We start from the raw sequence: 12676 nt of genomic DNA, 5'->3' as shown, positions 1-12676 counted from the left end.
CCACTTCTTTATCACTAATTAATAATAACTCTAGTTGCTTTCCCAAACGTTCGAGGAATATCGTCTCTGATCACAACTTCGCAATCTATTCCAATTCGATCAGCCATGTGCTTTTGTATTTTTTTCGCTAATTGTTCGTCACTTAAATTTGTGCGGAATTTCTCTGCTTCAATCGTTAACATTCCTTCATTTAGCTTGAAGTGATACCATAAACCTACATCTGGAATCTCCATAAGGAAATGCTCAATCATAAATGGTGAATAATCTTCTTTTCCTATACGCAGCATGTGCTCTATTCTTCCTCTTAACTGCAGGACATCCATCTTTGTACCACAATCACATTGAGATGGTTGTAACTTTCCTAAATCTCCAGTCCGATAGCGTACCATTGGCATTCCTTCACGCAGTAATGTCGTTACTACAATTTCACCAGTACGCCCATAAGGAAGGACTTCACCAGTATCTGGATCAATAATTTCCACTTTTACATGCCCTTCCATAACGTGATATCCTTGATGGTTACTACATTCTACACCGATAACGCCACACTCGGTTGAACCATAGAAAAAGGAAACCTCACATCCCCACCACTTCTCCAAACGTTCGCGGAAGGCGGGAGAACATCCTTCACCAGTCAGCCAAATTTTCTTCAATGGAATATCTTCACCTATCTTGATACCGTAATTCTCGCTCTCTTCTGCGAGTAAAGCTGCGTAAGATGGTGTTGTTGTAAGAACTGTTGCTTGATATTCCTTCATTAATTCCAACGACTTATCAACCGGAGCCATGTAACCACCTTTACCAAGCGATAGCACCGCAGTACCAAAAGCAAATTGAAATAATCGTTGAAATCCAAGACCAGGCAGCGCAAATTCATATGGAAGTGCAATTGCCGCGACATCATCATCTGCTTCCTTAAACAATTCCAAATATTTCGGTAGCAAATCATATACATATTGATCTGCCAAGGTATAAGCGGTATAAATGGGTTTGCCAGACGTACCACTTGTTAAATGAACTTGGCCTATTTCTTTTGGATTAACACATAATATCTTCTCTTTATCTCCTCTAAGAGGATCTTTTTCTAACATTGGTACAGATGCTAATTGTTCCAAGCTATCTATTTTAGGCTCCGTGAATCCTGCTTCTGCCAATTTCGAGTGATAGTATTCATTATGATTCCACACATGTCGAAGAGTGGCATTAATGGCTCGTAACTGATAAACTTCTATTTCTTCATGAGGTAGTTTTTCAATCGTTTGCCCCTGGTCATCTAATTCTTTATAAAAATCTTTGAATTGTTCTAAATGGGATGAATGTCTATCAACGGAAACAGTCATCTTATGCGTTTGGGTCTTCTCCATTTCCATCCTCCATTCCTTGTATTTTTCTCATTCCTCAAATTCTCACGCCCTAAATTATTTTGAAAGATCCCTTTGACAATTGATAGAAATGTCTAAGGGCTTATTTTCCATACCGACAAAGATACAGTTATCTTGCCGATTAATATGGTTTAAACTAGTTCTCTATCACAGCTGCATTCACTTCCTTTCTATATTCTTTATATAATGCAAGTTGTGACAAATTTGACTCGGACAAATATATAAATTGATAAAAATCAGGAATTTCATCCAAACCGTTTCTATTAAGAAACATATTGTAACTAGCACAATTCATTTATTAACAAGGAGGTTGAACCCTATTGTTATACGGATTGAAGGATGATCCAGATTTTAAACATATCAATAAACGTCTACTAATCACCTGTCCATCCAGTGAAACTGATCAAGGCGGCCTATTTTTAGTAGATTTTAACCATAATGCCTTCAAGAAACTATATAGCGGAAGTTGTTCAGGAATGACAATAGTTAATGATCGATTATTTATCGCATCTGATGAGAATCAAATTATTACGATGGACCAGGAGTTCCAAGTCATTCACAAAAAACAATACTCGAAACTCGATTTTCACGATATTACGAAATTCGATGATCATGTTGTTCTAGTAGTAGAAACGGCAACCAATACTATCGGGTGCTATGATACCGACTCACTTACACGAATAGGAGAGATTCGGTTTAATGCAGAGGATAAAGACATTCATCATATTAATGACATTTGGCTAGACGGGCATACATTGTATGTTTCTATGTTTTCCCCTTATGGCAAATGGTATATGACCCCTCAGCAAAGAAACGGAGGGATTGTTGCTATTGATTTGACCGATTTCCATCCTACTCAACAACTCCATATCAATCCCGAGAATCATATCGTAGTAAAAGACTTATATATGCCGCATACGGTAATGATGCATCAAAACAAGTTAGCGTATTGTGACTCGATGTCATTCCGTGTCGTAGCCGAAAATAAGTTGCCGATTCAGTTATCAGGTTTCACACGTGGTCTTGCCATAACAGACAATACCATGTTTATCGGCCAAAGCAGGATGAGACATGTGTTACGAATCCCTCACGAATTCTCGAATTGTAGCTTAGATGGCGGAATATATGTTTATGATCCTAAATTTAGAATTTCGCGCTTTGTACCTTTACCGGTGCAACAGGTATATCAAATTCTGATTGTTGATCCAAATTTTATTCAGAAGGGAAGATCTATGTAATGAAACAATTTGAGGAAGGAAAAAAACTTTTTATGAAAGGTGTAAAGGGAGATAAAAAAGCAGTAAAGCAGTCATATGATATTTTCTTAAAGCTTCGCAATTCCGATCCAAACAACGCTCTTGTTGAGGCCTATTATGGCAGTACCCTCGCTTTATTAGCACGAGATGCCTCTCAACCTTTGGAAAAAGCAGATAAAGCGCAAGAAGGATTAGATGTATTGAACCAAGCAATCTCTCGGAATCCACAACATAAGGAAATACGTATGTTACGATCAAATGTATGTTTACGTCTACCAGAATCCTTCTTCCAATGCTCAAAAACGGCAGTCGAAGATATTTTATTCTTGCTAGATCGTTATCAAAAAGATTCGAATTACCTTACTAATCGTCAGGTGAAAGAATTAGTAGCGGATCTAAGTACGGCTTATCAAAATATGGGGAAACCAGATGAAGCAAGTAAAGTTAAGCAACGTTTCTCCAAGTTATTATCTAAAAAAAAGAAATAGAGGAAGTCTTATCAAGAAGTAAGGCCTGAAAAGGAGGGAAAACCATTTGATAAATATAAATACGAGCGATGATAAGATTTTACAGCAACAGATTATTTCATTACACCAAAAAAGCGTGGAGGGAAATAAAAAAGCTGGTCAAGACCTACATCAACTACTAGAAAAGGAACGGTCCGATCATTCAGACATTCCACTTTTAGACGCATACCACGGTAGCACGATGATATTAATTGCTAGAGACAAGACAAATCCAATAGAGAAATTAAGATGGTCAAAATCAGGATTAAAGCTTCTAGATGGAGCTGCAAGTGCCGAACCTCATAACATCATGGTTCGATTATTACGTGGTAAAGCAGCATACAAGTTGCCTGAAAAGCATTTCCATCGTTCCCATACAGCAATTGAAGATTACACTTTTCTCATTGAGCGACAAATAGATGGAGAAGGATTCCTTGAAATCACAAGATATTGGCAGCTTATTTATGAACTAGGGGAAGTATACTATCGAATTGGTCGAAATAAGGATGCTAGTGTGTGTTGGCTAAAACTTAAACACGAAACACAGGATCCTAAGTTTAAAAACCTTCTCCAACTAAAGCTTGAGTCTTTGGAAGGAAAACCCGATATTGAGCAAGTTCCAAACGCGGAGAGTCCGCTGTCTAATTTGATAAGAAGGGCAGTCAATGCTGCAGAACAAGAACTCGGCAACCAGACCAAGCAGCAATAGTGTAATGAAGCCCCCATAAGCAAAGCTGACGCTAATCAAATGACCACTAGGTAGTCAAAAACGTTTAATTGAAAGGAGGTGATTCAATAGATGGCAAAAGATACACTTAAAAAGCTAATTAAAGAAGCAAGGGAACACTCTGAACCTATTGTCACAGATGCTTTGATCAATGGAGCCACCCGCCTTAGCGATGAAATGAATCATGTGGTAAGTGATGTAAATCAACCACCCCGTGTTCTTTTAGAAAAAATGGCCACTACTTTGAGAAATAGTGCGATTACGACAGGTAAAGAAATGATGACGAAAGGAGTAGAAAGTATTCAGAAAGACCGCTCTTAGAATTTCGTAATTCGATTAGTTACATTTAATAGCAAGCATTTCATACTGATAACCTGATATCTGTATGAGTTACTCCTCTTCTTTTAATTATATTGGTTTTCCAAGGAACAGGACGCCGTTTCCGGGGATATTTCCTTCTCTTCCCTGGATATAGCCGATTATCCCCGGAAGAGAGGACTTTTTCCTCGGAACAGGACGTCGCTTCCGGGGATGTCTCCTTCCCTTCCTTGGATATAGGCTGTTTTCCAAGGAAGAGAGGGGTTTTTCCAAGGAACAGGGGGGGCTGCTTCCGGGGGTATCTCCTTCTCTTCCTTGGATATAGACTGTTTTTCAAGCAACAGGACGAGCTTCCTTGGATTAGCGCTCCATCTCTTCGTAACAAAACAACAAAAAAGCACCATAGCTATGTAGCTGTGGTGATTTCTTATGTTTTTTATGCTATTTTCCTATTGTTTTTTCATGGTGTCTTGTAATAATTGCAGAACCATTTCATTCTTCGGTTCTAGAGCTAATGCTTTTTTTAATGCTTCTTTTGCTTTAGCCAGTTCAGCGGTTTCTAAATAACATTTAGCTAGGGATACCCATATTTCCATATCAGTCATTCCACGCTCTATACAATAACGGAATTCTATTACTGCTTTAGCAGGATCTCCCCCTAGCATATCCGGAGCATTTAATAACATAGAACCATTCATCCTTCTTGCGAGAGGTAATGCGGGGTCTAGTTCAAGAGCTATCTTGATTTCGTTTTCAAGTTTAGAGAAAAGCTCCATTTTATCCGTTAAACTCCATGCTGCATCGATTTGACGACCATAAACGGCTGCGAGCCATGCATGTGCTTCAGCACTGTCAGGAACCTGCGTAATTGCCTCTTCGAATAATTGATGTGCTTTTTCGTAATCATCTATCTTAAAAGAGTTGTACCCGCGACGAAGCAAATCTTGTACTTGAGTAGTGTTGTTTTCTCGAGGACCTTCATTATTGTCGGTACTTTCGTGGTTATCCGAAACAATTTCTTGATTATGATTGTCGTCAGACATAAGGAATTCTCTCCCTTCAGATAATCTTCAACCATGCATAGCGTGGCGTTGATTCGCTTGATGACCAATCGTCTGAATAAAATAATAATCCTAAATAATATGACAAAAGCATTGTTCTCCATCTATGCATTAAGTAATGTATATAATGATTATATGCTGTTTTTCATGATATGCTCTCGGCTAATGCTGATGAATATATATACAAAAGAGAAAATGTTTTTCAATTACCTATGCAGCGTATAGAATAAATAGAAGAGAGAAATAAAATATAGTCAGAGGAGGCTAGAATTTGATAGCAAAATTCAATATTACAACAGAAGACGTTTTAGAATTATATAAAAATATGCTATTAACTGCTAGGTTTTTCAAAAGAATTATTTCATTTGGTAGATGGTTTTTTGCTATCTCTTTATTTATCGTGATGATACTGTGGACTTTTCAACATACTTTAATTAATTATGAAAGGCTCATTTCCATATACGAAATCCTTATTATCATCGCGATTACGGTTTTTATTTATTATTTCCTTCCACACTTTGTCCGTTGGTTCACACTATTAACATACAAAATACTCCTTAAAAAGAATAAACCATTTGGAATATTAGGCGAGCAAACGATCACCATCACAGAAAATGGCTTGGAACGAGTAACAGAAACTCGAAAGGATTTCTTTGAATGGAGTAAGATTAATAAATTAATTGGGGTTGAGCATTACTTTTTCCTTTATCTTTCTGACATTTAAGCTGTCGTAATTAAAAAAGAGCCGGATAATTTAACCCAAAAAGATGCTAAGAAATATCAGAATCTTATCATTACAAATTTCAAGAAGCATAAGAATGAATGAAGTTATATTCATAGAGATTACTGGTCCATTTCTCAACAGAGTTGATCCACCTAAAAACCATGTCCATATCGGATATGGTTTTTTTCTCTTATCGGAGATGTTGTGGGTTGTCACTTGAATAATACAGCATAAATTTGCCTAAAAGAAAGACTGATTTCTTGATTTTTCATGAAAAATTTAACAATTATATTGACATTGATACTGAAAATCATTATCATTTAATGTAGATGAGATTGATTATCAATTAAATCCAAGGAGGACAGTCATGCGAAAACTTACATATATTTTATTGTTTGTATTCATACTTCTTACTGCTTGTAACCAAGAAACAACATCTGATAACCAAGCGGTTACGGCCCAATCTGAACAATATCGGATTACGGATTTTATTGACCGAGAGATCTCATTTCACGCTGTACCAGATCGAATCGCAGTCTTAAGTAACGGCGACCTCAATATCATTAATGCGTTGGGAGGTAATATCGTTGGCCGACCCGATTCAGCATCAGATCAAACCAGCCTGGAAAATTTCAAGGAAATGGAACCAATCGGCTCCACTCATGAAATAGATCTAGAACAATTAACACTCGCCCAACCAGATGTTGTCTTAGGTAATTCGCAAATGAATCAAAAAGATATTGCTAATATTGAATCATTAGGTGCAAAGATGGTGCTAACCAATGCACAATCCTATAAAAATATTAAACAACAAATCAAGCTTTTTGGTGAAATGCTCCAAAACGAAGATCAGGCAAATCAACTAATAAACCAATTAGATGAGGATATGACTAACATTCAAGAGCAATTACCACAAGAGTCCGTTCGTGTTTTACTCGTCTATGGAGCGCCTGGTACCTATATGGCTGCTTTACCGAATTCATTAAGTGGCAACTTACTTGAATTAGCAGGTGGAGAGAATATTGCCAGTGACTTCCCAAGTTTAGAAGCCTATCCACAATATGCTCAAATCAATACCGAACGAATCATCGAAACAGATCCGGAATATATCTTTCTAATCAGTCATGGAAATCCAGAGGAAGTTCGTGACGGATTTATGAAGGAAATGGAGCAAAACCCGACTTGGAATACGATGGATGCAGTCAAAGATAACAAAGTGGAGGTACTCCCGTCCGATCTTTTTGGTACCAATCCAGGAATACGTGTGACGGAAGCTGTAGAATATCTAACTAACATTTTTAACAATCAACAGGGGGCAGCATGAATGTAGTAATTCGAAATAGAAGAAGAAAATGGATCATATTGCTATTGCCTATATTACTTGTCATCACCTGTATATTTTCACTTACATATGGCTCTGTAGATATAGCAATAAAAGAAATATGGTCTGTCATCATAGAAAACGACCAAAGTACCTTTCATACGATTATTTGGGAATTACGCTTGCCACGAATTTTGATCGGGCTGCTTGTAGGAGCCTGCTTAGCTGTATCAGGTGCATTACTACAAGGTGTCATGAAAAACCCGTTAGCAGATCCAGGTATTATCGGGGTAACCGCTGGCGGCGGGCTGATGGCAAGTATAACCATGTTAGTCTTCCCTGCTTATGGATATCTGTTACCTATCACTGCTTTTATTGGTTCCTTCGTGACAGCAATCATTGTATATGGTGTAGCTTGGGATAAAGGAGCATCTGCCTTTAAGATTATTCTAGCAGGAGTTGCGATTAATGCACTTCTAGGTGCCGTCCAAAATGGGATAATGGTTATTTTCAGTGACCGTGTGCAAGCAGTAATTCCCTGGCTGGCTGGTGGATTATCTGGAAGAGGCTGGTATCATTTCAGTTTTATCGCACCATATGCCATTATTGGACTGCTTCTATCTTTATTTGCAATCAGATCAGCTAATCTACTAATGCTTGGCGATGAGTCTGCGAAGCTATTAGGACAAAAAGTAGAACTGCACCGATTTTTATTAATTACATTAGCTGCATTTTTAGCTGGAATAGCAGTAAGTGTCGCCGGATTAATTGGCTTTGTTGGTCTTGTCATCCCCCATATAGTAAGGCTCTTTATCGGAGAAGATTACCGATATCTATTACCTGTATCAGCACTCGGTGGCGCCATTCTTGTTGTTTTTTCTGATACAATCGCTCGTTCTTTATTTGATCCAATTGAGTTACCTGTAGGTGTTCTACTTGCTGGACTGGGAGCGCCTTTCTTTCTCTACTTACTGAAAAACAGAGGACTGATTTAAATTGAATGCTATTCAAACAAAAGACATACATGTAAATCTCGGAAACTTTCATTTGTCAGATATCTCGGTGAAGATTCCTAAACATAGTATCACTGCTATCGTTGGACCAAATGGTTCAGGTAAGTCTACCTTGTTAAAGACGATAGCAAGGCTCATGAAGCAGCATACAGGTGAAATCCTAGTAAACCAACAAAATAGCAACACTTTTCCATCAAAAGATTTTGCACAAATAGTTGCGATGATGCCGCAATCGAAACAGAGTTTACCCAACTTAACGGTTCGAGAACTAATCTCATACGGCAGAGCACCTTACCATTCATGGTTAAGTAAAACAAACAGAAAGGATAGTGAAATCATTGATTGGGCAATGTCGATTACCAATACAATCCAACATAGTGATCGACTGTTCCATAGCTTATCAGGAGGTGAACAACAAAAGGTAAGAATTGCGTTGGCTTTAACTCAGCAGTCAGAAATACTTTTACTTGATGAACCTACCACTTACCTAGACATTGCGCATCAACTCGAAGTAATGGAAATGTTAGCTTCTATTCATGAACAACATCAAATCACGATCATTATGGTTCTTCATGAGTTACAACAAGCTGTCGCTTATTGTGACTATTTAATCGCAATGAAAGGAGGGAAAATAAAAACAACTGGACGATCAATCGATTTATTAACAAGATCATTTTTAAAAGATGTTTATGATATTGATGCCAAAGTCATATATGAGGATGGTTTTCCGTTAATTATTCCAAAAACATCGCGTATAGCGAAATCAAGTTAATGATATTGAGGAGGAATTTAAATGATTATTGTGACAAATAGATCTAAAATAACAAAAGGAAATGGAGAAAAATTAATTGAACGCTTTAACAAAATAGGAAAAGTGGAGTACATGGATGGGTTCTTAGGGTTAGAAGTGTTGTTAACCCAAAATACACCTGATTATGATGAGGTAACCGTATTTACTCGTTGGGAATCAAAAGATGATTTTAAAAATTGGACGAAAAGCGATGCCTTCCGTACTTCACACCGCAAGAAAGAAATTCCTGAATATATTATTGATAACGACATCTCCTATTATGAAGTAAAAGTCACAAGAGAACCTAGAAAAGAAGAAAAGAGTGAATACGAACACATATCATAACACTAAGAAAAACTGAGCAAACCGCTCAGTCCTTATGGTAGATCTGCGATTCCTCTAGTAACCATTATGAAATATATCGACTGTTTGACCACCACTCCGGCTGCCCACTTCCCTTTCCGTGTGGTTTGCCCTTTAGCTAACTTTTTCGGGCAAAAACCGCTCGAAAAAGTGGACCTTCAGGCCAAACATTTCCACAGGAGTGGAAGTGGGCAGCCTCCGCTTTATCCATGTGCTACAACATTTGTCAGACCAGGTAACTTGGGTTATTATCCCTGTGAAAGGGTAAGATATGGCATAGGAAATCACTAATAGGGGTTATAAAACCAATATGCTTTTGCTGTTATTCGTTGTAGAAAAAAGTATAGCGAAGGCCGACCGTTTCGACTCCTTTAGCGTTAGCATGCTCTTTGGAAAGCGAAACGGTCAGCCGTAGCGGTTGACTTGCACTAGCTAGCTTTCAGAATGGCAACCCCATCTGGATAGCTATTCTTGCTTCTTAAAATATATGTTTTAAATCACCTTTTCCTATACATACTTGCTAAAAAAAGTTGTGATATCAATGGTTATATACTTTCTTTACTTATCAAAAAAGCGCAAAGCGCCCGGTTAGAAACGGTGCGGCTTCAGAATCAACTGAGATAAAGGAATCATTAATAAACCATCCTGGTTCTTAGTAAGAAGACTTGGATGGTTTACGTTTTGGGTATTAATTTTCCGTGCACAACAAACCTACCTTTATCTCGATCCAATTGGTAATCACATGTTGACAGAGTGATGATTTGATCATCCTCCGTTACGGTTGTTTCTGTTTCAATTTGCGATTTTGCTGTTATTTCGTTTAAAAAACCTCGATAGGCGGCGGTATCTGCAAAGTTTGTTTCGATGTAATAAAAATCAGTTGTCGTCACATATGCAGCGAAAATTTCGACATCATAGCTTTGATACAATGAATCGTATTGAAATGTTGGATGATCTTCATAAAAATCTTGATCTAAAAACTGATCTAGTTGTCCAAACATACTGCCGTCCCTCATATTATGGCCGTATACAATCGTATGTAAATCATTGTTCTCTAAGTCATTGCGGTAATCTAAGAACAACGAACCTGCTCGTGTTTCTTGATGCAAATAATTACGATTTAAATAGAATTGATTATCTTCAGCCTGTAAAATCGGATAATCCACATTCGTACCATCGATTTTAATCCATGCAGCTATTTCCTCATTAATATCTAATAATGGATCAAAGGAGGAACGGGTAACATTTGTCGCCTCTTTTTCTATCGATTCCGGCACATACACTTGCTGAATCTCAGCTAGGACTTGACGATTTTGATAATAATCCCAGAAAACAGACGTCAATTTGTAGGCCGAAAAAATAAGCAACCCAAGACAAATGATCGTAATGGAGCGTTGGCGAATTTTCGTCATTATTGATTTTGGTTGCCCATTTTGATCTTTAGACTGCATTTTCATCACCATTCTTTTCCTATTCCGATCGGTACTATATAGAGGGGATGGTCTTCATCTTTTTTTACTTTCGCTTTTACACCATAGACTTCTTCTATAATCTCACTCGTCATTATATCGATCGGCTTGCCTTCTTTGATTTTTTTCCCTTGTTTCATAACCATTAAATAATCACTATATGTAATCGCCTGATTCAAATCATGTAAGACCATGATAATAGTTTGTTGGTGCTTTTCATTAAGCTCTTTGACGAGTTCTAATATTTCTATTTGGTGATACATATCCAAATATGTTGTTGGTTCATCTAAAAATAGAAAAGGGGTATCCTGTGCCAATGCCATCGCTATCCAGACTCGCTGGCGTTCCCCTCCAGATAACTCGGCTAAATGCTTATTTCTTTTGTCCGTCAACTTAGTAGCAGACAACGCCCATTCGATTATGTCTTGATCATCTTTCTGACGAGACTGAAAAGCTTTTCTATATGGCAGTCTACCATATTCAATCAGTTTTTCTACGGTCATATCGTCTGGTGCGATATTTTGCTGATGAACAACTGCGATCATTTTCGCAAATTCTTTCGCTACGTATTGATTGATTTCTTTTCCGTTTAAAAGAATTTGACCAGTGTTATAGGTTAAATTACGAGATAACAATTGTAGAAAAGTAGATTTGCCAGATCCGTTTGGTCCGATAATGGTCGTAATTTTACCATGTTGAATATTTGTTGAAATCTGTTGTAATTGATTTTGTTCTCCTGTGTAGGAGAAACTAATATCGTTAACTTCCACTGACTTTGTCACTCCTTCTTAGTAAGAAAATTAAAAACGGACCACCGATAATCGACATAATAATGGAAGCTGGAATTTCATTAGGGGCAATAATTGTTCGGCCTAATGTGTCTGCCAACAAGAGAATGAGTGCTCCTGTTAAAGCCGTGAAAGGGAGTAACACTTTGTGGTCAGATCCGACAAGTAGTCTACTGATATGTGGCACTAGTAAGCCAATAAAAGCAATCAATCCAGCTACCGCTGTCGAAACTGCCGCTAATAATACCGCAACAGTTGAAATAAGCAATCGAGTACGGACAACAGATACACCTAAGTTTTGAACGGTTTTGTCCTGGAGTGCAAGAAAGTTGCAGGAACGGTACAATAGCAAAGCTGCGATTAACCCAGTTAGTCCGAAAGTCACCATAATCTCTACATCTGTCCATGTTCTCATCGCCAACGTAGACGTAGTAGTTGGACTGACACTTGTAACGGTGTAACTTCCCCGATAATTAAATGTGTCACTTAACCCACTGAATACCGCATTAATTGCAACACCTACCAGGATTAAACGGACAGGGCTCAAACCAGATTTCCAGGACAGACTGTAAACCAAGAGACATGCAACTGCACCACCAATGAAGGCAAATAAAGGGGACCAAAAGTAAAGGGCCGGAAAAAAGCTCACCGCCAATATCGAGGTGAATCCAGCACCTGAGGAGATCCCGATAATACCAGCATCAGCTAATGGATTCCGCATAACTGCCTGCAACAATGCCCCTGACACTGCCAAAGCGCTTCCTGCTACTACTGAGATAATAACCCTGGGCAGACGCAAATCTCTTATTACAGCTACCTCCTCATTTGTTCCAGTAACTAATCCTTGGATTAATTCAAGAAATGTAACATTGATACTTCCTGTCATGGTCGATATCACCATGACCAAACATAGTAGTAACGTAACACCTACAAAACTAAGAATTTTTTTTTTCATTAC

At 38.0% G+C, this 12676-nt stretch carries 14 protein-coding genes; 9 read left to right on the top strand and 5 right to left on the bottom strand.

Going from position 1 to position 12676, the window contains the following annotated elements:
* Positions 1–14 precede the first annotated feature (14 nt).
* Entirely contained in the window at positions 15–1364 is a 1350-nt protein-coding gene (locus J5J03_RS19285) for a phenylacetate--CoA ligase family protein (protein ID WP_208591998.1), read from the bottom strand.
* Between the two features lie 338 nt (positions 1365–1702).
* Here J5J03_RS19285 and J5J03_RS19280 point away from each other — a divergent pair, with 338 nt between their 5' ends.
* From J5J03_RS19280 to J5J03_RS19265, 4 genes are all read left to right on the top strand, one after another.
* Positions 1703–2620, top strand: a complete 918-nt coding sequence (locus tag J5J03_RS19280) for a DUF4915 domain-containing protein (protein WP_208591997.1) — start codon at positions 1703–1705, stop codon at positions 2618–2620.
* Positions 2620–3126, top strand: a complete 507-nt coding sequence (locus J5J03_RS19275) for a hypothetical protein (RefSeq protein WP_231710843.1) — start codon at positions 2620–2622, stop codon at positions 3124–3126. Before J5J03_RS19280 ends, J5J03_RS19275 begins: the two co-directional genes overlap by 1 nt.
* A 46-nt stretch (positions 3127–3172) precedes the next feature.
* The gene (locus tag J5J03_RS19270; RefSeq protein WP_231710842.1) at positions 3173–3853 is read left to right on the top strand and encodes a hypothetical protein; all 681 of its coding nucleotides are present in this window, start codon (positions 3173–3175) and stop codon (positions 3851–3853) included.
* Between the two features lie 90 nt (positions 3854–3943).
* Positions 3944–4192 (top strand): hypothetical protein, encoded by a 249-nt coding sequence (locus J5J03_RS19265; protein WP_208591996.1) that lies wholly within the window; start codon positions 3944–3946, stop codon positions 4190–4192.
* 446 nt (positions 4193–4638) lie between these two features.
* On the opposite strand, the gene J5J03_RS19260 is transcribed toward J5J03_RS19265, so the two are convergent.
* Complete coding sequence (locus J5J03_RS19260) at positions 4639–5232, bottom strand: tetratricopeptide repeat protein (protein ID WP_208591995.1); 594 nt, start codon at positions 5230–5232, stop codon at positions 4639–4641.
* Positions 5233–5521: 289 nt separating this feature from the next.
* Here J5J03_RS19260 and J5J03_RS19255 point away from each other — a divergent pair, with 289 nt between their 5' ends.
* From J5J03_RS19255 to isdG, 5 genes are all read left to right on the top strand, one after another.
* Positions 5522–5974 carry a hypothetical protein gene (locus tag J5J03_RS19255; protein ID WP_208591994.1) on the top strand — a complete coding sequence of 151 codons (453 nt, stop codon included), beginning with the start codon at positions 5522–5524 and terminating at the stop codon, positions 5972–5974.
* A gap of 367 nt (positions 5975–6341) precedes the next feature.
* Complete coding sequence (locus J5J03_RS19250; protein WP_208591993.1) at positions 6342–7298, top strand: ABC transporter substrate-binding protein; 957 nt, start codon at positions 6342–6344, stop codon at positions 7296–7298.
* Positions 7295–8290, top strand: a complete 996-nt coding sequence (locus tag J5J03_RS19245; RefSeq protein ID WP_208591992.1) for a FecCD family ABC transporter permease — start codon at positions 7295–7297, stop codon at positions 8288–8290. Before J5J03_RS19250 ends, J5J03_RS19245 begins: the two co-directional genes overlap by 4 nt.
* 1 nt (position 8291) lies before the next feature.
* On the top strand, positions 8292–9080 hold the full coding sequence (locus tag J5J03_RS19240) for an ABC transporter ATP-binding protein (RefSeq protein WP_231710841.1): 789 nt from the start codon (positions 8292–8294) through the stop codon (positions 9078–9080).
* Between the two features lie 21 nt (positions 9081–9101).
* Positions 9102–9443 (top strand): heme oxygenase, encoded by a 342-nt coding sequence (gene isdG / locus J5J03_RS22085; RefSeq protein ID WP_231710840.1) that lies wholly within the window; start codon positions 9102–9104, stop codon positions 9441–9443.
* A 692-nt stretch (positions 9444–10135) separates the two neighbouring features.
* On the opposite strand, the gene srtB is transcribed toward isdG, so the two are convergent.
* The 3 genes from srtB to J5J03_RS19225 are packed head-to-tail and all read right to left on the bottom strand — an operon-like array spanning position 10136 to position 12673.
* Positions 10136–10918 (bottom strand): class B sortase, encoded by a 783-nt coding sequence (gene srtB, locus J5J03_RS19235; RefSeq protein ID WP_407927856.1) that lies wholly within the window; start codon positions 10916–10918, stop codon positions 10136–10138.
* On the bottom strand, positions 10918–11700 hold the full coding sequence (locus J5J03_RS19230) for an ABC transporter ATP-binding protein (protein ID WP_208591991.1): 783 nt from the start codon (positions 11698–11700) through the stop codon (positions 10918–10920). The genes srtB and J5J03_RS19230 overlap by 1 nt, the downstream gene beginning before the upstream one ends.
* Positions 11690–12673 carry a FecCD family ABC transporter permease gene (locus tag J5J03_RS19225; RefSeq protein WP_208591990.1) on the bottom strand — a complete coding sequence of 328 codons (984 nt, stop codon included), beginning with the start codon at positions 12671–12673 and terminating at the stop codon, positions 11690–11692. The genes J5J03_RS19230 and J5J03_RS19225 overlap by 11 nt, the downstream gene beginning before the upstream one ends.
* Positions 12674–12676: the final 3 nt, after the last annotated feature.

The sequence above is a fragment of the Gracilibacillus suaedae genome (genome assembly GCF_017599345.1).
Taxonomy (GTDB): domain Bacteria; phylum Bacillota; class Bacilli; order Bacillales; family Amphibacillaceae; genus Gracilibacillus; species Gracilibacillus suaedae.
This window is presented reverse-complemented; position numbering and strand designations above follow the sequence as displayed.